Raw genomic sequence first — 19460 nt, forward strand, 5'->3', positions numbered from 1 at the left:
AAAAGGAAACAGCCGCCCCTGGGGCGGCCGAGACCGATGGACACCCGCGAAGGGGCGGGGGAGGGCGCCTGCTCTCAGCCGCCCGAACGGGTGAGGGCGACGCGCGTGACCGGCACCTCGGGCTCCTCCGCGGAGGTCACCTGCGTCGGCCCCGACAGCGGCAGCCCGAGCGCCTTCCACACAGAAACGAGCGAATCCCGGAGCTTCGCGATCAGCACGTCGTCGTGGAACGGCGTCGGCGTGATCCGCAGGCGCTCCGTGCCGCGCGGCACGGTCGGATAGTTGATGGGCTGGATGTAGATGCCGTGCTCTTCGAGCAGCATGTCCGAGGCGCGCTTGCACAGGTCCGGGTCGGCAACGAGCACCGGCACGATGTGGGTCTCGCTCGGCATCACGGGCAGGCCGGCGGCGGCGAGCACCGCCTTGGCGCGGTTCGCCTGGCGCTGGTGCGCCTTGCGCTCGGCCGAGGAGGCCTTGAGGTGGCGGATCGAGGCGGTCGCGGCCGCTGCCACGGCGGGCGGCAGGGCGGTCGTGAAGATGAAGCCCGGCGCGTAGGAGCGCACGGCGTCGATCAGCGAGGCCTTGCCGGTGATGTAGCCGCCGAGCGCCCCGAAGGCCTTGGCGAGCGTGCCCTCGATCACGTCGATGCGGTGCATCAGCCCCTCGCGGTCGCAGATGCCGCCGCCGCGCGGGCCGTACATGCCGACCGCGTGCACCTCGTCGATGTAGGTGAGCGCGCCGTATTGGTCGGCGAGGTCCGCGATCGCGGCGATCGGGGCCACGTCGCCGTCCATCGAATAGACGGATTCGAAGGCGATCAGCTTCGCCCGGTCCTTGCCGGCCGCCGCCAGGATCTCCTCGAGATGCGCCAGGTCGTTGTGCCGGAAGACCTTCTTCTCGCAGCCGGAGCGCCGGATGCCCTCGATCATCGAGGCATGGTTCAGCTCGTCGGAAACGATGAGGCAGTTCGGCAGGATGCGGGCGATCGTCGAGATCGCCGCCTCGTTCGACACGAAGCCGGACGTAAAGGTGAGCGCCGCCTCCTTGCCGTGCAGGTCGGCGAGCTCGGCCTCGAGCTCCACGAGCGGGTGGTTCGTGCCCGAGATGTTGCGCGTGCCGCCCGCGCCGGCGCCCATCGTCTGCGCGGCCGCCACCATGGCGCCCACCACGGCCGGGTGCTGCCCCATGCCGAGATAGTCGTTCGAGCACCAGACGACGATGTCCCGGGCCTCGGCGCCGCGGCGCCAGATCGCGTGCGGGAACCGCCCGGCGATGCGCTCGAGATCGGCGAAGACCCGGTAGCGCTTCTCGGCCTTGAGGGCCGCAACGGCCGTCTCGAAGATCGCGTCGTAGTTCATGCGTCCGTCCTCGTGCGGGTCCGTCGCGGACCACTGTCCCGGCCGGTTCTCGACCCTGCGGGGATACCGCAGCGTCACCCCTCTCCGGCCACGCTACATTGTAAAGCCTTTAAAGAGTCTGGCGCGCATTGACCATGATCAAGTGGCGGTGTTGGGGCGGCTCCCAGGGCGAAGCGCCCATCCGCCGCAGCCGCGGCCCGGGCCCCCCGCGCCGCGCCCCGCACCCTGCGCCCGCAACCCATTCTTCACCCCTGTCCTTCACCATGCGGCCATGGAGGCCCGGACGTGAATCTCGACCTGTCGTCGCTCACCTTCCTCGTGGTGGAGGACAGCGCCTACATGCGCACGATCCTGCGCACCATGCTGCAGGGCTTCGGCGCGCGCCGGATCGTCGAGGCCGAGGACGGCGCGTCGGGCCTGGAGGCGATGGACCGCGCCAACCCGGACATCCTGATCCTCGACTGGGTGATGCCGATCCTGGACGGCGCCGACATGGTGCGCATGATCCGCAACCCGCAGAACCCCTTCGCGTACGTGCCCGTCATCATGGTCACGGCCCACACCGAGCGCAGCCGCATCCTGGAGGCCCGCAAGCTCGGCATCCACGAACTCCTGTGCAAGCCGATCTCCGCCAAGGCGCTCTACCAGCGCGTGGCGAGCGTCATCCTGCAGCCCCGCGAGTTCGTGAAGACCCCGACCTATTTCGGCCCCGCCCCCCGCAAGGTGCGCAACCGCCAGAAGATCTGGGAATCCAAGCCGGCCGGCCAGCGCGGCCCGTCCGTCGACCAGCAGGAGGTCGCGGCCTGAGACGGGCCGACGCCCTCGCGCGCCGTGCCGCCCCGCGCTACGCTGGCCTCCCATGCAGCGCGAGACCCAGATCCTCTCCTCCGCCTACCGCTACTTCGTCGCCGTGGCGGCGGCGGGCTCGATCCGCGGCGCCGCGCGCGAGCTGAACATCGTCGCCTCCGCGGTCAACCGGCAGATCCTCCTCCTGGAGGCCCAGCTCGGCCTCGAGCTCTTCGAGCGTGTCGGGCGCGGGCTGCGGCTCTCCGAGGCGGGGACCGTGCTGCTGCGCTCGCTCAACGAGATCGTCGGCAGCTACGAGGAGGTCGCCGCCGAGCTCGACGCCTTCCGGGGGCTGAAGCGCGGCCGGGTGCGCGTGGCCACGGTCGAGAGCGTCAGCGTCAACGTCCTGCCCGACATTCTCGCCCGCTTCTGGATCGAGTTTCCCGGCATCGAGATCGTCACCACGGTGGCCGGCTCGGAGGCGGTCACGCGCCTGGTCGCCGACGGCGACGCCGACGTCGCCTTCTCGTTCAACCCCGACCCGAGCCCCACCCTCAGGGTCCTCCACGAGGAGGCCTTCCGGATCGGCGCGCTGATGCGGCCGGACCATCCCCTGGCACGGCGCGCGAGCCTGACGATGGCGGAACTCGCCCGCGAGCCGCTCGCCCTGCCGAAGCGCGGGCTGAGCCTCAGGTCCGCCGTCGACCCGGCGCTCGCCCGCCTCGGCCGGGCCCTGCGTCCGCGGCTGGAGAGCGACTCGCTGCGCCACATGGCCGCCCTCGCGCGCCGGGGCCAGGTGGTCGCCTTCCAGACCCCCGTCGGCATCGAGGCGGAGCTGGCCGAGGGCAGCCTCGTGCTCGTGCCCCTGTCCGACCCGGACGTGGCGGTCGACCGGCTGGTGGTCATGGCCGGGGCCGGCCGGACGCCCAGCCTCGCCATGACGGTCTTCTCCGAGCACGCGAAGGCCGCCCTGGAGGCGCGCCGCACGGCCCTGCGCGAGCCGGCCTGACCCGGCGGCTGCATTTCCTGGCGGGATCGGCTAAAGGCAGGCCGTCCGCAGTCCAGGCGAGGTCGCCCCATGAGCCCCCGTTACACGCCGCTCGTCGCCGGCCTTCCCGCGACGGTGCCCTTCGTCGGCCCCGAGACCCAGGAGCGCCGCCGGGGTCGGCCCTTCCGGGCCCGCATCGGCGCCAACGAGAACGGCTTCGGCCCGTCCCCGCGCGCGGTCGCCGCCATGGCGGAGGCCGCCGCCGAGGGATGGAAGTACGGCGATCCCGAGAACCACGACCTGAAGGCCGCCCTGGCCCGCCACCACGGCGTGGCGCCGGAGAACGTCGTGGTCGGCGAGGGCATCGACGGGCTCCTCGGCCTCGCGGTCCGCCTCGTCGTGGAGCCCGGCGACGCGGTCGTCACCTCGCTCGGCGCCTACCCGACCTTCAACTTCCATGTGGCCGGCTTCGGCGGACGGCTCTGCACCGTGCCCTTCACTGGGGACCGGGAGGATCCCGAGGCGCTCCTCGCCGAGACCAGCCGGACCGGCGCGAAGCTCGTCTACCACTCGAACCCGAACAACCCCATGGGCTCCTGGTGGGACGCGGCCACCGTCCGGCGCATGATCGGCGGCGTGCCGGAAGGGGCGCTCCTGTGCCTCGACGAAGCCTACGGCGAGTTCGCCCCCGAGGGCACGCTGCCGCCGATCGACCCCGCCGACCCGAACGTCCTGCGCTTCCGCACCTTCTCGAAAGCATACGGGCTCGCCGGCCTGCGGGTCGCCTACGCGATCGGCGAGGCCGGGGTGATCCGCGCCTTCGACAAGATCCGCAACCATTTCGGGGTGAACCGGGTGGCCCAGGCCGGCGCCCTGGCGGCGCTGGCGGATGCCGGCCACCTCGCCTGGGTGCGGGCCGAAGTGGAGGCGGCCCGCTCGCGCATCGCCCGGATCGCCGCCGCCAGCGGGCTCGCGGCCCTGCCCTCGGCCACCAACTTCGTGGCGATCGACTGCGGCCGCGACGGCGAGTTCGCCCGCCGCGTCCTGGCCGCCCTCGTCGAGCGCGACGTCTTCGTCCGCATGCCCGCCGTCGCCCCGCAGAACCGCTGCATCCGCGTCGGCTGCGGCCCGGCCGCCGACCTCGACGTCTTCGAGGCGGAGCTGCCCGCCGCGCTCGCCGCCGCGCGCGGCTGAGCCGCGGCGGCGGTCAGCGCGGAACCGGGGCGTCCGCCCTGAGCAGCCCTTCGGCCTTGAGGTCGGCCCAGAGCGCGGCCGGGATCGAGACCCCGAGGGTGCGGACGTTGCGCGTCACCTCGTCGGGCGTCTGCGCCCCGGGGATCACCGACACGACAGCGGGATGGTGCAGCGGGAAGCGCAGGGCCGCCTCCGCGAGCCCGACCCCGTGCGCCCGGCACACGGCCTCGATCCGCCCGACCCGGTCGAGGATCGGCTGGGGCGCGGGATCGTAGTTGTAGAAGGCCCCGGGCCGCGGTCCCGTGGCCAGGATGCCGGAATTGTAGGGGCCGCCGAGCACGATCCCGATGCCGCGCTCCTCGCAGAGCGGCAGGAAGCTGTCGAGGCTCTCCTGTTCCAGGAGGGTGTAGCGGCCGGCGAGCAGGAACAGGTCGAAGTCGCCCTGCCGCGCCATCGCCTCCGCCACCTGCCATTCGTTGATCCCCGCGCCGATCGCCTTGACCACGCCCTCCTCGCGCAGCCTGAGGAGCGCCCGGTAGCCGCCCGCCATGAACTCCGCGATGCGCCGGTCGGAGGCCTCCTTGGATCCGTGCGTGAAGATGTCCACGTCGTGGCAGAACAGGATCTCGACCGAATCGATGCCGAGCCGCTCCAGGCTGTCCTCGAAGGAGCGGAGCACGCCGTCGTGCGAATAGTCGTAGATCTCGCGCCGCGACGGCGTGTCGAAGAACTTGCCCTGGCCGGTCCGCTCCGCCGGCGGACAGACCTTCAGCACCCGTCCGACCTTCGTGGAGACGACATAGTCCTGCCGGGCGCGCCCGCGCAGGAAATGATTGACCCGCGTCTCGGCGAGCCCGAGCCCGTAGAGCGGGGCGGTGTCGATGTAGCGGCAGCCGGCCTCCCAGGCGGCCCGCAAGGTCGCCTGCGCGGCCTCCTCGGACAGCGCGCGGTAGAGGTTGCCGAGCGGCGCCGTCCCGAAGCCGAGCTCCGGAAACGCGATGGTCGCGCCCGAGCGCGTCGTGAAGGTCCGGGTCTGCATCGATCTCCTCCCAGGGGTCTCGTTTCGTGTCGTTGCTCAGTCCGGGTCGACCACGCCGGGATGCCGTTCCCCGAAGCGGACGAGGTCGTCCACCACCCGGTCGAGATGCCGGCGCATCGCCGCGGCCGCGGCGGCGCCGTCGCCCGCCGTCAGCGCGGTCCAGATCGCCGCGTGCTCGTGCAGCACCTCCGGCAGCCGCGACGCGGTCGACAGCATGCGCCGCACCCGCTCGAGCCCGCCGCGCGCCGTCTCCACGAGGCCGGGCACGCGCGGAAAGCCGAGCGCGTCGATGAGCAGCGCGTGGAACTCCAGGTCGAGCCGGTGGAAGCCGCGGTGGTCCTGCGCCGCCACGGCGGTCTCCTGGTAGCGCAGGTTGCGGTCGATCTCCGCCCGCCGCTCGGCCCCGAGCCGGCCGGCCAGCACCCTGACGCCCTCCGTCTCGAGCGCCCTGCGGATGAACATCGCCTCGCGCACGTCGCGCAGCCGGATCCGGGTGACCCGCGTGCCGCGCTGGGGCAGGATCTCGACCAGCCCCTCCGCCTGCAGGCGCGCCAGGGCCTCCGAGACCGGGAAGCGCGAGACGCCCAGCCGCTCGCAGATGGCGTGCTTGTTGATCGACGCGCCCGGCGGCAGGTCGGAGGCGACGATCGCCTCCCGGAGCGCCGCCTGCACGCTGTCGGTGGTGCCGCCGCGTCCCGCGAGGCCGAGCGGGCCCAGGAACGGGTAGTCCGTCGTCCCCGCGACGTCGGCCGGCGGGTCGCCTTCCATGATTTGCATTGTAGCATGTTAGCCGGTCGTGGTAGCACGTCAACGGCCGGCAGGCCTCCGGCCCGGCCCCTTTTTCGGAACCTTCGAGGACGAATTCCATGTCGCGCCCGCTGACGACCCCGCGCTTCATCCGCCTTCAGCCGCAGGACACCGTGGTTGTCGCGGTCGACACGATCGAGACCGGCGCCGCCGTGGCCGGCGTGACCGCCCGGGCCCGCGTGCCGCGCGGACACAAGATGGCGACCGTGCCGATGCCGGCCGGCGCGCCCGTCGTCAAGTTCGGGCAGATCATCGCCTTCGCCACCGCCGACATCGCGCCCGGCGACCATGTTCATTCGCACAACTGTGCGTTCCAGGCCTTCGCGCGCGACTACGCCTTCGCGTCGGAGGCCCGCCCGGAGGAGATCCTGCCCGTCGAGGCCCGGGCCACCTTCGAGGGCTTCCGGCGGCCCGACGGCAAGGTGGGCACGCGCAACTACGTGGCGATCCTGTCGAGCGTGAACTGCTCCGCCCACGTCGCCCGCTACATGGCCGAGGCGATCAACCGGTCCGGGATTCTCGAGGAGTTCCCGAGCGTGGACGGGGTCGTCCCCTTCGTGCACGGCACCGGCTGCGGCATGGCGGCCTCCGGCGAGGGCTTCGAGGTGCTGAAGCGCACGCAGTGGGGCTACGCCTCCAATCCCAACGTGGCGGCCGTGCTCCTCGTCGGCCTCGGCTGCGAGGTCTTCCAGATCGGCCGCATGAAGCAGGAATACGGGATCGCCGAGGGCGACCACTTCCAGACCATGACCATCCAGGACACCGGCGGCACCCGCAAGACCATCGAGCAGGGCGTCGCCCGCATCCGCGAGATGCTGCCGGTCGCCGCCCGGGCGAAGCGCGAGACCGTGCCGGCGTCCGAACTGATGCTCGCCCTTCAGTGCGGCGGTTCGGACGGCTACTCCGGCATCACCGCCAACCCGGCGCTGGGCGCCGCCGCCGACCTGCTGGTCGCCCACGGCGGCACCGCCATCCTGTCCGAGACGCCCGAGATCTACGGCGCCGAACACCTGCTGACCCGCCGCGCCGCGACCCGCGAGGTCGGCGAGAAGCTGGTCGAGCGCATCCGCTGGTGGGAGGACTACACCGCCAAGGCCGGCGGGTCGATGGACAACAACCCCTCGCCCGGCAACAAGGCCGGCGGCCTGACCACCATCCTGGAGAAATCGCTCGGCGCCGCCGCCAAGGGCGGTACGACGACCCTCCGGAACGTCTACGAATATGCCGAGCGCGTCGACGCCAAGGGCTTCGTCTTCATGGACACGCCCGGCTACGACCCCGTGTCGGCGACCGGCCAGGTGGCCGGGGGCGCCAACATCCTGTGCTTCACCACCGGCCGTGGTTCCGCCTACGGCTGCAAGCCGACTCCGTCCATCAAGCTGGCGACCAACACGGACATCTATACCCGGATGATCGACGACATGGACATCAACTGCGGGGACATCCTCGACGGCGTGTCGATCGACGACAAGGGGCGCGAGATCTTCGACCGTGTCCTGGCGATCGCGTCGGGCGAGCGCTCCAAGTCGGAGGAACTGGGCTACGGCGACAACGAGTTCGTCCCGTGGCAGATCGGCGCGACCATGTGAATTTCATCATTGGTTAACCTATTCGCATCACGAGTCTCTCCTAGAGGAATGCTATCTGGAATATCAGAAATCCGAAGGATCTAACCAAGCGTAACTTCTGCAATACCGGAGACGTTGTGCGCTGCAAAAAACCGGCGTGCCGCGTTTAGTTCCCTACCGAAGCGGTAAACCCGAACGGATACGGAATGTTAATGTCGGTATATCACGATTGGGATAGACGAACCTCGCGTCTCTGGGGAGAATCTTGATGTTGGCTGGTTTCTGGAAGCAGGGTTCGGATGCCGCTTCCGATGCAGGGAACGCAGCTGCCTTGACGAAGCTCGCGGAATTACAGGAAGAATTGAAGAAGTCTTCCGGAGTATCTGCCGAGCTGTCGAGCGTGAAGGCGACGTTGGTCGAGTGGTTCGGCCGCGCGGTCGACCAGTCCGTCAGCTTGAGCGAACTGCTCTGCCTGATGGCGTGGTCCAACGGCAACGTCCGGAAGCTCTCGGGCGAGACCGTAGCGATCTCGGGTGCCGTCGAGGAGATGGCCCGGACCATCCAGAACATCGCGAGCCTGAGCGCCAACGCCTACGATCGGTCGGCCGAGGCCCACACGATCGTGGCCAACGGCGTCTCCCGGGCGGCCTCCGCCGGCCGTGCCATGGCGGACATCTCCGAGTCCTTCTCGGGGCTCGACCAGCGCATGCAGATGCTGGGCGGCGCCATCGCCAACATCGGCGGCTTCGCCAAGGAGATCGAGGGAATCTCGAGCCAGACCAAGCTGCTCGCCCTCAACGCCACCATCGAGGCGGCGCGCGCCGGCGAGGCGGGGCGCGGCTTCGGCGTCGTCGCCGCCGAGGTGAAGGCACTCTCGGAGGAGACCTCCAAGACGACGGAGCTGATCCGCGGGCAGCTCGCGACCCTGACCCAGGTCATGCAGGACATGCTGGCCGCCATGGCGCAGGGCGGTGCCAAGGTCAAGGACGGAACCGAAACGTTCAACCAGGTCGTCCAGGACATGCAGGGCATCCGCTCCTGCGTGGACGGGGTCAAGGAGGAGATCTCCTCCATCACCCACATGCTCACGGACCAGCAGTCGGCCACCGATTCGATCGCCCGGAACCTCACCGAGATCGCCCGGCTGGCCGCCCAGAACGAGACCGATTCGAAGTCGGCCGCCGAGTCGATCCGCAAGGCCGAGCATCTCATCTCCGGCCTGCTCTCGCAGGGCGAGGCCGCCGGCGTGCCCGACCACGCGGCCCGCCGCCTGCGCGCCGACCACATGCTCTGGAAGCAGCAACTCGCGGAGTGCCTGGTCGGGCTCGTCGCCGTCGACCCCCGCAGCTACGGGCAGCGCGTGCAGCCGTTCGGACCGGGCTTCGACACGCTCTCCGGACCGGCCGCCGACACCGAGGCCTTCCGGGCCTTGCGCAAGGATGCGGAAGTGCTGTCCCGCGAGGGCCTGCGCGTCGTCCAGTTCGCCGGCGCGGGCGACATCGGCAAGGCCATCGACTCCTACATGGCGATGGACGCCGCCTCCGCGACCGCGCTCCAGAACCTCGCGCAGATGGAGCGCATGCTCGCCTGATTCTTCGGGGTGCCGGGGGGCAACGGCCCGAATGATTGCACAATCGCGTGTCATCCACGGCTGATCGGGTCCCGGCCGCCTCGTGCGGCGGGATTCGGGGACAGGAACGGGAGTTGGATCATGATGGAGTTCAGGAAGGTCGTGGCCGGCGGCCTGATCGCCGCCACCGCGTTGGCCTTCGCCGGCACCGCTCCGGCCGAGGCCGGCTGTGGCCTCGGCTGCGGCCTCGGCATCGGTATCGTGGGTGGCGTCATCGCCGGGGCCGCCATCGCGGCCGCGCAGCCGGCCTACCCCCGCTACGCGCCGCCGCCGGGCGTCTACTACGCGCCGGGCGAGGTCTATTACCAGGGTCCGGTCTATCCGGGCTGCCGCGTCTACAAATGGCAGGACGAATGGGGCCGCGTCCACAAGGACAGGATCTGCGGCTGAGCGACGGCTCGCCGGAGGCTCATCCGCGGAAGGACCGGGCACACCCCGGTCCTTTTCGTTCGTGGCGGGCGGAAATCGAAATCCAGCTCTCGGTTTGACTGGCGTCGGGGAGCCGCGGACGCTATCGGTGGGGCGACGAGTCCGACCACAGAGGCCGCCATGACCTTACGGATCGCCAGGATCCTCGCCGTCCCCGCCCTCGTGCTCCTCGCCGCCGGAATGGCCACGCCGGCCGCCGCGGCAGGAGCCTACGAGATCCGGGGCGCCGATCTCTCGATCCTCTGGGCCGTCCCCTTCGTCGGCATCCTTCTCTCCATCGCGGTCATGCCGCTGGCCGCACCCGATTTCTGGCACCATCACTTCGGCAAGGTCGCCGCCGCCTGGGCGCTCGCCTTCGTGGTGCCCTACGGCCTCCTTCACGGCGCCCCGGCCTCCGGCTACCAGGTCGCCCACACGGCGCTGCTCGAGTACATCCCCTTCGTCATCCTCCTCGGGGCACTCTTCACCGTCTCGGGCGGCATCCTGGTCACCGGCAACCTGCACGGCAGCCCGGGCCTCAACACCGGCATCCTCGCCATCGGCACCCTTCTGGCGAGCCTGATCGGCACCACGGGGGCCTCCATGGTGCTGATCCGCCCCCTGCTGCGCGCCAACGACGAGCGGCGGCACAACGTCCACGTCGTCGTCTTCTTCATCTTCCTGGTCTCCAACATCGGCGGTTCGCTCACCCCGCTCGGCGACCCTCCGCTCTTCCTGGGCTACCTGAAGGGCGTCGGCTTCTTCTGGACCACCAGCCACATGGTCCACGAGATGGCCTTCTGCACCGTCATCCTGCTGGCGGTCTTCTACGCGCTCGACAGCTGGTTCTACCGCAAGGACCACGAGTTCCGGGCGCTGCGCGACCCCACCCCGGACACCAAGGGGATGGGCATCCAGGGCCAGGTCAACTTCGTGCTCCTGGCCGGGGTCGTCGGCGCGGTGCTTCTCTCCGGATCCTGGAAGCCGGGCGTCTCCTTCGACGTCTTCGGCACCCATGTGGAACTCCAGAACCTCGCCCGCGACGTGATCCTGGTCGGGCTCGCCCTCGTCTCCCTGGCCATCACGCCCCGGACGCTGCGCGAGGCGAACGGCTTCAACTGGGGCCCGATCCTGGAAGTCGCCAAGCTCTTCGCCGGCATCTTCGTCACCATCATCCCGGTGATCGCCATGCTGCGCGCCGGCCGGGACGGCGTCTTCGCGCCGCTGATCGCCTTGGTCACGCACCCGGACGGCAGCCCCGACAACGTCATGTACTTCTGGATGAGCGGCATCCTCTCGTCCTTCCTCGACAACGCGCCGACCTACCTGGTCTTCTTCAATCTCGCCGGCGGCGACGCCGAGACGCTGATGGGGCCGCTCGCCCTCACCCTGCTGGCGATCTCGTGCGGCTCGGTCTTCATGGGTGCCAACACCTACATCGGCAACGCGCCGAACTTCATGGTGAAGGCGATCGCCGAGGAGCGGGGCGTCAAGATGCCGAGCTTCTTCGGCTACATGGCGTGGTCGGGCGCCATCCTGGTGCCCCTCTTCGTGCTGGTCACGCTCGTCTTTTTCCGCTGATCGGGGGAACAAGGCCGGCCGGGTCGGGGTTCGGTGGCCCCGCCCGTCCGGAGCCCCCCATGACCGCCACGCCGATCGAGACGCACGTCCTGCCCAGGAACGGCGACATCCCGAACTCCGAACTTCCCCTGGTGCTCTACCGGAACATCCTCGCCGATCCGTCCGGCGACCTCGCCCGCGCTTTCGAGGACCGCTTCCGCCTTAACGGCTGGACCGGCAGCTGGCGCAACGGCATCCTCGCCTTTCACCATTTCCATGCCGGCGCCCACGAGGTTCTCGGGGTGGCGGCCGGCCGCGCCAGCGTCCAGTTCGGCGGCGAGGGCGGGGTCGTCGCCGAGGTCGCGGCCGGGGACGCCGTCGTGATCCCCGCCGGCGTCGGCCACAAGTGCCTGGAACGCGACGTCGACTTCCTGGTCGTCGGCGCCTACCCGCCGGGCCAGGACCCCGGGATCACGCGCGAAGGAGAGCCGGGGCCCCGCGAGGCCGGTGCGGACCGCCCGCCCTCCGACCCGATCTTCGGCCCCGACGGCCCGCTCGTCTCGGCCTGGACCGCCTGACCGCCAGTCCCCGGGCGCCCCCCGGGGTACCTGCCCTGTCTTGCCGCCCGGCGCGCGCCGGCGCACTCTGGACTGCATGACCGCGCTCCGACTCGCCGACATGCCCAGCCGCCCCGAGGAGACCCGCCTCGTCCTGCGCGGCGTCAAGCGACATCTGCGCCGGCTGGGCCTCGCCTGCGTGGAGGAACTGCCGCTCGCCTCCGGCCGCCGCGCCGACGTCGTCGCGCTCGGCGATGACGGCTCGATCCTGATCGTCGAGGTGAAGTCCTCGGTGGAGGACTTCCGGACGGATGCCAAGTGGCCCTTCTACCGGCTGCACGCCGACCGGCTCTACTTCGCCACCAGCCCGCGGGTCCCGCAGGAGATCTTCCCCGCCGACTGCGGCCTGATCGTCGCCGACGACTACGGCGCCGAGATCCTGCGGGAGGCGCCGGAGCACCGGCTGGCGGCCGCCACCCGCAAGGCCATGACGATCCGCATCGCGCGTGCCGCGGCGCTCCGCCTGCACGGCCTGGCCGATCCGGAGACGTTGGAGTGAGTACGGCGCCGGATCCCCCCTTCACGGTCCTGGCGGTCCGCGGCGGCGAGGATCTCGCCGCCGCCGTGGCCCTCTTCCGCGCCTATGCGGCCTCGCTGCCGATCGACCTCGGCTACCAGGGCTTCGAGGCCGAGATGGCCGGGATGCCGGGCAAGTACGCGCCCCCGGCGGGCGAACTCCTGCTCGCCCGCGGCCGCGACGGCGCGGCGCTCGGCTGCGTCGCGCTCCGCCCCTTCGCGCCGGACGGCACCTGCGAGATGAAGCGGCTCTACGTGGTCCCCGAAGCGCGCCGTCTCGGCGTCGGCGAGGCGCTCGTCGCCGCCGTGCTCGCTGCCGCCCGCCGGATCGGCTATCGCGCCATGCTGCTCGACACGCTGCCGAGCATGACCGGCGCGCTGGCGCTCTACGCGCGGCACGGGTTCACGACGACGGAGGCCTATTACGACACCCCCGTCGCCGGCACGATCTTCCTGGAGAAGGACCTCGCCGCCGGGGCGTGACCCCGGGGGCGTCTTCAGCGCACCAGGCTGATGGGCGGACGCCCGCCGCGCTTCGGCGGGGTCGGAGCCGCCGGGACTGCCTCCGGTGCGGCCTTCGCGGCGGGACGACCCGCCGGACGGGCCGCCTTCGCGCGCGCCTGGTGGTGCGTCAGCACGAAGTCCGTGATGCGCGGCGCGATCTCGGAGCGGAAGCGCGAGCCGTTGAAGACGCCGTAGTGGCCGACGCCCTGCTGGACGTAGTCGGCCCGCCGGTCGTCCGGAATGTTGCTGCAGAGCCGGTGGGCGGCCTGCGTCTGGCCCATCCCGGTGATGTCGTCCAACTCGCCTTCGACCGTGAGCAGAGCCACGTTTCGGATCGCCGACGGGTCCACGCGCTCGTGCCGGTGCATCATCTGGCCCTGCGGGAGCGCGTGCCGGATGAAGACGGTGTCGACGGTCTGCAGGTAGAACTCGGCGGTCAGGTCCATCACGGCGAGATACTCGTCGTAGAAGTCCCGGTGCTTCTCCGCCGAATCGCCGTCGCCCTTGATCAGATGCAGGTAGAAGTCCTTGTGGGCGGTCATGTGCCGGTCGAGGTTCATCGACATGAAGCCGCCGAGCTGCAGGAAGCCCGGGTAGACGGCCCGCATGAAGCCGGCATGCGGGAAGGGCACCTGCATGATGACGTTCCGGCGGAACCAGTCGAGGCCCTTCTCGGCCGCCAGGTTGTTGACCGCGGTCGGGGAGATGCGGGTGTCGATCGGCCCGCCCATCAGGATCATCGCCGGGGGAATGTAGGGGTCTTCCCGCTTCTCCATGACCGAGACGGCGGCCAGCACCGGCACGGACGGCTGGCAGACCGCGATCACGCTGGTCTCGCCGCCGAGCGCATGCATCATCGAGATGACGTAGTCGATGTAGTCGTCGAGGTCGAAGCTGCCCTCAGCCAAGGGCACCATGCGGGCGTCGACCCAGTCGGTGATGTAGACCTCGTGGCGGGGCAGCAGCGCATCCACGGTGCCGCGCAGCAGCGTCGCGTAGTGTCCCGACATCGGCGCGACGAGCAGGACCTTGGGGTCGCGGCGCCGGCCTTCCGGGATCGCGCGCTCGAAGTGGACGAGCCGGCAGAAGGGCCGCTCCCACACGACGCGTTCGGTGACCGGCACCCGCGTTCCGCCGACGAGCGTGGTCTTGATGCCGAAGTCCGGCTTGCCGTAGCGCCGCGTCGAGCGTTCGAAGAGCTCGCAGGCCGCCGCCATCGATCGACCGATGTGCGTGTGCGTGAAGGGATTGAGCGGGTTCTGGAAGTAGAGCTTGGTGACGTCGGCGGCCGCCCGGAAGGGGCCCAGGGCTGCGTGGTTCAGCTCGTAGAGGTGATAGAACACGGATCGTCCCTCACGCTGATGCCGGTCGCCCCTGACGGCAACCATGATGCGGCTGCATTCCTTAACCCGGGCTGTACGATGCAGAGTCATCGTACAATTCACAAGGTAGCTTAAGGTCGGGGTTAGCACCGACCCGGCATCCTGTGACTTCCGTGCCTGCCGCACCGCCGTCGGGCCCGCGCCGCCGCGACCGCGCGGGTAGGATAAACGTCGCAGGAAAGAAGCTGTTCCGCGGACGCGCAGGCCCGGGAACCCGGCACGGACGCTCGGTCGCGCCGGGCATTCATGGGAACAGCCGGCGAAAGACTTGTCCAGTCCGTATCTTGTGCGGTTGCGAGAATGTCACATGATTTTCCCCGAACGTATCGGGACGGTCACTCGCCGGTCTGCAGGAGCGAGCCGTTGGCGCGGGCGGAGTCGAGCAGCCGGTAGAAGGCGACCAGCGCCGCCGCGCCATACGCGACATTCATCGCGAAGGCCTCGATCATCAGGTCGGCCCGGAAGGTCCGGTCGATGACGATCGCCCGCATCCCCTCGAACACGTAGGTGGACGGCAGGGCCCAGGCGAGCGGTTGGACCCAGGCGGGCAGCGTGGTGACCGGGTAGTAGACGCAGGTGATCGGCATGACCAGGAACATCAGCGACCACGCGATGCTCTCCGCCCCCATGCCCTGGCGCAGCAGGAGCCCGCAGATGACGATGCCGAGCGACCAGCCCATGAGCATCAGGTTGGCGAAGAAGACCGCGAGCCCGAAGCCGAGCCCGAACAGGTTGTAGCCGAAGATCGGCATCGCGAGCAGCACGACCGGCACCATCCCGACCGCCAGGCGGATCAGGCTCGCCACCCCGAGCGAGACCAGGAACTCGGAGGGCCTGAGCGGGCTCATCAGCACGTTGCCGAGGTTCCGCGCCCACATCTCCTCGAGGAACGCGAAGGTGAACCCCTGCTGGCTGCGCAGCAGGATGTCCCAGAGCAGCAGCGCCCCGATGAAGGTGCCCGCCACCCCCGCGAAGAAGCTGGACTTCTGGCTGATGTAGCTCTGCACGAAGCCCCAGGTCAGCATCTGCACGGTCGGCCAGTAGACGAGCTCGATCGTGCGCGGCCAGGAGGAGCGCAGCAGGTACCAGTGGCGCAGCACCATGGCGCCGACCCGCGCCGGCGAGAAGCGGGCCGGGTCGCGGACGGCCGCGCGCCGCTCGAGGTCGCGGCCGGTCATGCCGGCTCCTCCGACCGGGCCCGGCCGCGGGCGACGTCCAGGAAGACCTCCTCGAGGTTCGTCCGCCCGTAGCGCGCGACGAGCTCCGCCGGCGGGCCGCGGTCGACGATCCGCCCGGCCCGCATGATCACGACCGTGTCGCACAGGCGCTCCACCTCCGGCATGTTGTGGGAGGCGAGCAGGATCGCGGCGCCGGTCTCGGCCCGGTAGGCCTCCAGGCGGCTGCGCACCCAGTCGGCGGTGTCCGGATCGAGCGAGGCGGTCGGCTCGTCGAGCAGGAGGACGTCGGGGCTGTTGATGAGCGCCTTGGCGAGCGCCACCCGCGTCTTCTGCCCGGCCGAGAGCTGCCCGGCCTTGCGGTCGACGAAGGACCCCAGGTCGAAGGCGGCGACCAGCTCGTCGATGCGGCGGGGCAGTGCGCTGACGGCGTAGAGGCGGCCGAAGACGGTGAGGTTCTCGCGCACCGTCAGCCGGTGCGGCATGTCCGCGTAGGGGCTCTCGAAGTTCATCCGCTCCAGCACCGCGTAGCGCTCCCGCGGCATGTCCCGGCCGAGCACCCGGATGCGGCCGCCGTCCGGCGACACGAGCCCCATGATCATGCCGATCGTGGTCGTCTTGCCGGCGCCGTTGCCGCCGAGCAGGCCCACCACGGCCCCCCGCGGGACCGAGAACGAGATGCCGTCCACGGCGCGCGTGGAGCGATAGACCTTGACCAGGTCGGTGACCTCGACGGCGGGGGACGTCATCGGCGCTTCCCGGTTCTCGGTGTTCGGGGACGGGCGGTTTGGTCGCGCGGGTCCGCCCTGGCACGGGCGCGGCGCCCCGGGCATATATACGGGCGCCCCCGCCCGCCGGAAACCCGTCGCGGACCCGGGCGGCCCCGAAGGCCCCCATGCACGTCACGCTCGCCGACCCGCGCGAATCGCCCGCCCGCAGCCTCAAGCTCGCGACGCTGGTGAAGCTGCGCTGGCTGGCCCTCGGCGGCCAGGCCGCCGCCATCCTGATCGTGCGCTACCTGCTCGAGTTCCAGCTGCCGCTCGCCTGGTGCTCCGCGCTGATCGCCGTCTCGGCTGTCCTCAACATCCTGCTGCGCGTCCTCTTCGATCCGACGCACCGGCTCGACGGCCCCTATGCGACCGGGTTGCTCGCCTACGACATCGTCCAGCTCTCCGGCCTGCTCTTCTTCACCGGCGGCCTCGCCAACCCCTTCGCGCTCCTCCTGCTCGCCCCGGTCATGGTCTCGGCCGCGACGCTCCCGCCGCGCTCCACCATGCTGCTCGGCGCCCTGGTCGCCGCCATGGCGACCGGCCTCGCCCTGGTCCACTGGCCGCTGCCCTGGGCGGGCGATCCCGTGCCGGTCCTGCCACCCCTCTATGTGGCGGGCCTCTGGTTCGCGCTCGTCTCCACCGTGGTCTTCTCCGGCAGCTACGCCTTCCGGGTCGCCGAGGAGGCCCGCCAGCTCGCCGAGGCCCTGTCGGCCGCCGAGCTCGTGCTGCAGCGGGAGAAGCACCTGACCGCGCTCGACGGCCTCGCCGCCGCCGCCGCCCACGAGCTGGGCACGCCACTCGGCACCATCGCGGTGGTCACCCGGGAGCTCGAGCGCGAGATCCCGCAGGGCTCGCCGATCGCCGACGACATCGCCCTCCTGCGCAGCCAGTCGGAGCGCTGCCGGGAGATCCTGCAGAAGCTGACCTCGCTCGCCACCGGCATGGACGCCTATTACGAGCGCATGCCGCTCTCGAGCCTGCTCGAGGAGGTGGTCTCGCCGCTCCGCGAGTTCGGCGTCGAGATCGTCGTCCGCCGCGTCGCCCGGGCCGGCGAGGAGCCGGTCGGCCGCCGCGATCCAGGCATCCTGTACGGCCTCGGCAACATCGTCGAGAATGCCGTCGACTTCGCGAAGGGCCGCGTCGAGATCACCGCCGAATGGGACGCCCGGGAGGTGGTGGTGACCATCGCGGACGACGGGCCCGGCTTCGCCCCCGGGGTCATCGACCGCATCGGCGAGCCCTACGTGACCACGCGCGACCGCTCCGCGCCCCGCGACCCCGACGAGGTCGGCGGCGGCCTCGGCCTCGGCTACTTCATCGCCAAGACGCTCCTGAAGCGCTCCGGGGCGCGCGTCGTCTGCGCCAACCGCAAGCCCCCGGAGTCCGGCGCCGTGATCCGCATCACCTGGCCGCGCGCCGCCATGGAGGTCGGGGAGGACGCGCCCTGACCGATCCGCGGCGCGGGGCCCCGCGTAAGCCATGACTTCACCGAACCGAACCATGAATCTTGCGACGGCTGTTCCGGATCTTCGATTGGGCCTATAAGGGAAGCAAGCAAGCGACCCTGTCGCCAATAAAGCGAAGGTGAGGAATGCCATGACCGAAGTGATGGCCGCGGGTGCCGCGGAAGCGGCGAAGACCCTGCTCATCGTCGACGACGACAAGCCCTTCCTGCAGCGCATTGCGCGCGCCATGGAATCCCGCGGATTCCTGGTCGAGACCGCGGATTCGATCGCCGAGGGCATGGCCAAGGTCGACGCCCGGCCGCCCCAGTACGCCGTGGTGGACATGCGCCTCGGCGACGGCAACGGGCTCGACGTGATCGAGCTCCTGCGCACCCGCCGGCCCGACGCCCGCGCCGTGATCCTGACCGGCTACGGCAACATCGCCACCGCGGTGACGGCCGTGAAGCTCGGCGCCATCGACTATCTGTCCAAGCCGTCCGACGCGGACGACATCCTGCGCGCCCTGACCCAGGAGCCGACCGACCGCGCGGCCCCGCCCGAGAACCCGATGTCGGCCGACCGGGTCCGCTGGGAGCACATCCAGCGCGTCTACGAGCTCTGCGAGCGCAACGTCTCCGAAACGGCACGCCGCCTCAACATGCATCGCCGGACGCTCCAGCGCATCCTCGCCAAGCGCGCCCCGCGCTGACCGCCCGCATGGACGGCCCCGCGGACGACGCGCTTCCGCCGGTCGCCCCCGGCATGCTGCGCTTCTACGAGGCGCTGTCGGCCCTCTCGCCGCCGGAGAGCACGGCCTGGCCGCTGCCGGAACAGCGCCGCGGCTGGGAGGAGGTCTGCCGCGCCTTCCAGGCGCCCCGCCCGCCCGGGATTGCGGTCGAGGATCTGGTCGTCCCGGGCCCCGGCGGTGCCGTGCCGGTGCGGCTCTACCGGCCCGCGGCGGCCGGGCCGCTCCCCGGCGTCCTCTACGGCCACGGCGGCGGCTGGGTGCTCGGCAGCCTCGAAACCCATGACGACATGTGCGCCGAACTGGCCGACGCGGCCGGGGTCGTGGTCGCGGCCGTCGACTACAGGCTCGCACCCGAGAACCGCCACCCGGCCCAGCTCGACGACATGCTGGCCGTCCTCGCCTGGCTGCGGGCCGAGGGCGCGCGCCACGGCATCGATCCCGGCCGCATCCTCGGCGCCGGCGACAGCGCGGGCGGCCAGCTCACCGCCGGCGCCGCCCTTGTGCTGCGCGACCGCGGCCTGCCGGCCTTCGTCGGCCAGGTCCTGATCTACCCGGTCCTTGGCGGCGACACGGACACGCCGTCCTACCGGCGCAACGCCCACGCGCCCTGCCTGACCCTGGAGGAGATGGATTATTTCCTGCAGGCTTTCCTGGGCCCGCCCGGCGCTCCCGCCTGGACCGACCCCACCGCGCTGCCGCTGCTCGCCGCCGACCTCGCGGGCCTGCCGCCCGCCTTCATCACCGTCGCGGGGCACGATCCCCTTCACGACGACGGCGTCCGCTTCCACGAGCGGCTCGGCGCCGCCGGAGTGCCTTCGAGGCTTCGCCGCGAACCGGAGCTCGCCCACAGCTACATGCGCGCGCGCCACCACAGCGGACCCGCCATGGCGGGCTTCCGGGCCATCGCCGAGGCCGTCCGCGTGCTCGCGCGCGAAGGCCGGCTCCCGCCGGCCTGATCTTCGGAC

19 protein-coding genes are annotated in these 19460 nt (G+C 70.9%); 13 read left to right on the forward strand and 6 right to left on the reverse strand.

Features of this window, described 5'->3' with window-relative positions:
* Positions 1-74 precede the first annotated feature (74 nt).
* Positions 75-1358, reverse strand: a complete 1284-nt coding sequence (gene hemA, locus WBG79_RS01660; RefSeq protein WP_337355371.1) for a 5-aminolevulinate synthase — start codon at positions 1356-1358, stop codon at positions 75-77.
* Between the two features lie 285 nt (positions 1359-1643).
* Between hemA and WBG79_RS01665 the strand changes: the two genes are divergently transcribed.
* The 3 genes from WBG79_RS01665 (at position 1644) to WBG79_RS01675 (ending at position 4326) form a co-directional block, all read left to right on the forward strand.
* A complete protein-coding gene (locus WBG79_RS01665; RefSeq protein ID WP_337355372.1) occupies positions 1644-2165 on the forward strand; it encodes a response regulator in 522 nt (173 codons plus the stop codon).
* A gap of 52 nt (positions 2166-2217) precedes the next feature.
* On the forward strand, positions 2218-3153 hold the full coding sequence (locus WBG79_RS01670; RefSeq protein ID WP_337355373.1) for a LysR family transcriptional regulator: 936 nt from the start codon (positions 2218-2220) through the stop codon (positions 3151-3153).
* A 69-nt stretch (positions 3154-3222) separates the two neighbouring features.
* On the forward strand, positions 3223-4326 hold the full coding sequence (locus WBG79_RS01675; protein WP_337355374.1) for a pyridoxal phosphate-dependent aminotransferase: 1104 nt from the start codon (positions 3223-3225) through the stop codon (positions 4324-4326).
* Positions 4327-4339: 13 nt separating this feature from the next.
* On the opposite strand, the gene WBG79_RS01680 is transcribed toward WBG79_RS01675, so the two are convergent.
* Together WBG79_RS01680 and WBG79_RS01685 are read right to left on the reverse strand one after the other, a co-directional pair.
* A complete protein-coding gene (locus WBG79_RS01680) occupies positions 4340-5365 on the reverse strand; it encodes an aldo/keto reductase (protein WP_337355375.1) in 1026 nt (341 codons plus the stop codon).
* A gap of 36 nt (positions 5366-5401) precedes the next feature.
* A complete protein-coding gene (locus WBG79_RS01685) occupies positions 5402-6133 on the reverse strand; it encodes a GntR family transcriptional regulator (protein ID WP_337355376.1) in 732 nt (243 codons plus the stop codon).
* A 98-nt stretch (positions 6134-6231) separates the two neighbouring features.
* Between WBG79_RS01685 and WBG79_RS01690 the strand changes: the two genes are divergently transcribed.
* The 7 genes from WBG79_RS01690 to WBG79_RS01720 all read left to right on the forward strand — a co-directional run bounded on the left by WBG79_RS01690 (position 6232) and on the right by WBG79_RS01720 (position 12954).
* Positions 6232-7761, forward strand: coding sequence for a UxaA family hydrolase (locus WBG79_RS01690; protein ID WP_337355377.1), 1530 nt, complete (start codon positions 6232-6234; stop codon positions 7759-7761).
* Positions 7762-8140: 379 nt separating this feature from the next.
* Positions 8141-9331 carry a methyl-accepting chemotaxis protein gene (locus tag WBG79_RS01695; protein WP_337355378.1) on the forward strand — a complete coding sequence of 397 codons (1191 nt, stop codon included), beginning with the start codon at positions 8141-8143 and terminating at the stop codon, positions 9329-9331.
* Between the two features lie 120 nt (positions 9332-9451).
* Positions 9452-9760 carry a hypothetical protein gene (locus WBG79_RS01700; RefSeq protein ID WP_337355379.1) on the forward strand — a complete coding sequence of 103 codons (309 nt, stop codon included), beginning with the start codon at positions 9452-9454 and terminating at the stop codon, positions 9758-9760.
* A 159-nt stretch (positions 9761-9919) separates the two neighbouring features.
* A complete protein-coding gene (locus tag WBG79_RS01705; RefSeq protein WP_337355380.1) occupies positions 9920-11359 on the forward strand; it encodes a sodium:proton antiporter in 1440 nt (479 codons plus the stop codon).
* A gap of 59 nt (positions 11360-11418) precedes the next feature.
* Positions 11419-11916, forward strand: coding sequence for a cupin (locus WBG79_RS01710; RefSeq protein WP_337355381.1), 498 nt, complete (start codon positions 11419-11421; stop codon positions 11914-11916).
* Between the two features lie 76 nt (positions 11917-11992).
* Positions 11993-12454 carry an MmcB family DNA repair protein gene (locus WBG79_RS01715; protein ID WP_337355382.1) on the forward strand — a complete coding sequence of 154 codons (462 nt, stop codon included), beginning with the start codon at positions 11993-11995 and terminating at the stop codon, positions 12452-12454.
* Positions 12451-12954: a GNAT family N-acetyltransferase gene (locus WBG79_RS01720; protein ID WP_337355383.1), complete on the forward strand. Its 504-nt coding sequence runs from the start codon at positions 12451-12453 to the stop codon at positions 12952-12954. Before WBG79_RS01715 ends, WBG79_RS01720 begins: the two co-directional genes overlap by 4 nt.
* Before the next feature lie 14 nt (positions 12955-12968).
* On the opposite strand, the gene WBG79_RS01725 is transcribed toward WBG79_RS01720, so the two are convergent.
* From WBG79_RS01725 to WBG79_RS01735, 3 genes are all read right to left on the reverse strand, one after another.
* Positions 12969-14318 (reverse strand): polyhydroxyalkanoate depolymerase, encoded by a 1350-nt coding sequence (locus tag WBG79_RS01725; RefSeq protein WP_337355384.1) that lies wholly within the window; start codon positions 14316-14318, stop codon positions 12969-12971.
* A 374-nt stretch (positions 14319-14692) separates the two neighbouring features.
* Positions 14693-15535: an ABC transporter permease gene (locus WBG79_RS01730; protein WP_443147392.1), complete on the reverse strand. Its 843-nt coding sequence runs from the start codon at positions 15533-15535 to the stop codon at positions 14693-14695.
* Entirely contained in the window at positions 15532-16281 is a 750-nt protein-coding gene (locus tag WBG79_RS01735; RefSeq protein WP_337355385.1) for an ABC transporter ATP-binding protein, read from the reverse strand. The genes WBG79_RS01730 and WBG79_RS01735 overlap by 4 nt, the downstream gene beginning before the upstream one ends.
* 146 nt (positions 16282-16427) lie before the next feature.
* Here WBG79_RS01735 and WBG79_RS01740 point away from each other — a divergent pair, with 146 nt between their 5' ends.
* The 3 genes from WBG79_RS01740 (at position 16428) to WBG79_RS01750 (ending at position 19451) form a co-directional block, all read left to right on the forward strand.
* Positions 16428-17750, forward strand: coding sequence for an ActS/PrrB/RegB family redox-sensitive histidine kinase (locus WBG79_RS01740; protein ID WP_337355386.1), 1323 nt, complete (start codon positions 16428-16430; stop codon positions 17748-17750).
* A gap of 148 nt (positions 17751-17898) precedes the next feature.
* Positions 17899-18456, forward strand: a complete 558-nt coding sequence (locus tag WBG79_RS01745; protein WP_337355387.1) for an ActR/PrrA/RegA family redox response regulator transcription factor — start codon at positions 17899-17901, stop codon at positions 18454-18456.
* 8 nt (positions 18457-18464) lie between these two features.
* Entirely contained in the window at positions 18465-19451 is a 987-nt protein-coding gene (locus tag WBG79_RS01750; protein ID WP_337355388.1) for an alpha/beta hydrolase, read from the forward strand.
* The last annotated feature ends 9 nt before the right edge of the window (positions 19452-19460 follow it).

The sequence above is a fragment of the Prosthecomicrobium sp. N25 genome (genome assembly GCF_037203705.1).
GTDB lineage: Bacteria > Pseudomonadota > Alphaproteobacteria > Rhizobiales > Ancalomicrobiaceae > Prosthecodimorpha.

Coding starts and splice junctions, on each gene's coding strand:
- hemA (WP_337355371.1), bottom strand. CDS start 1,358: ATGAACTACGACGCGATCTTCGAGACGGCCGTTGCGGCCCTCAAGGCC.
- WBG79_RS01670 (WP_337355373.1), top strand. CDS start 2,218: ATGCAGCGCGAGACCCAGATCCTCTCCTCCGCCTACCGCTACTTCGTC.
- WBG79_RS01675 (WP_337355374.1), top strand. CDS start 3,223: ATGAGCCCCCGTTACACGCCGCTCGTCGCCGGCCTTCCCGCGACGGTG.
- WBG79_RS01680 (WP_337355375.1), bottom strand. CDS start 5,365: ATGCAGACCCGGACCTTCACGACGCGCTCGGGCGCGACCATCGCGTTT.
- WBG79_RS01685 (WP_337355376.1), bottom strand. CDS start 6,133: ATGGAAGGCGACCCGCCGGCCGACGTCGCGGGGACGACGGACTACCCG.
- WBG79_RS01690 (WP_337355377.1), top strand. CDS start 6,232: ATGTCGCGCCCGCTGACGACCCCGCGCTTCATCCGCCTTCAGCCGCAG.
- WBG79_RS01700 (WP_337355379.1), top strand. CDS start 9,452: ATGATGGAGTTCAGGAAGGTCGTGGCCGGCGGCCTGATCGCCGCCACC.
- WBG79_RS01705 (WP_337355380.1), top strand. CDS start 9,920: ATGACCTTACGGATCGCCAGGATCCTCGCCGTCCCCGCCCTCGTGCTC.
- WBG79_RS01710 (WP_337355381.1), top strand. CDS start 11,419: ATGACCGCCACGCCGATCGAGACGCACGTCCTGCCCAGGAACGGCGAC.
- WBG79_RS01715 (WP_337355382.1), top strand. CDS start 11,993: ATGACCGCGCTCCGACTCGCCGACATGCCCAGCCGCCCCGAGGAGACC.
- WBG79_RS01730 (WP_443147392.1), bottom strand. CDS start 15,535: ATGACCGGCCGCGACCTCGAGCGGCGCGCGGCCGTCCGCGACCCGGCC.
- WBG79_RS01735 (WP_337355385.1), bottom strand. CDS start 16,281: ATGACGTCCCCCGCCGTCGAGGTCACCGACCTGGTCAAGGTCTATCGC.
- WBG79_RS01740 (WP_337355386.1), top strand. CDS start 16,428: ATGCACGTCACGCTCGCCGACCCGCGCGAATCGCCCGCCCGCAGCCTC.
- WBG79_RS01745 (WP_337355387.1), top strand. CDS start 17,899: ATGACCGAAGTGATGGCCGCGGGTGCCGCGGAAGCGGCGAAGACCCTG.
- WBG79_RS01750 (WP_337355388.1), top strand. CDS start 18,465: ATGGACGGCCCCGCGGACGACGCGCTTCCGCCGGTCGCCCCCGGCATG.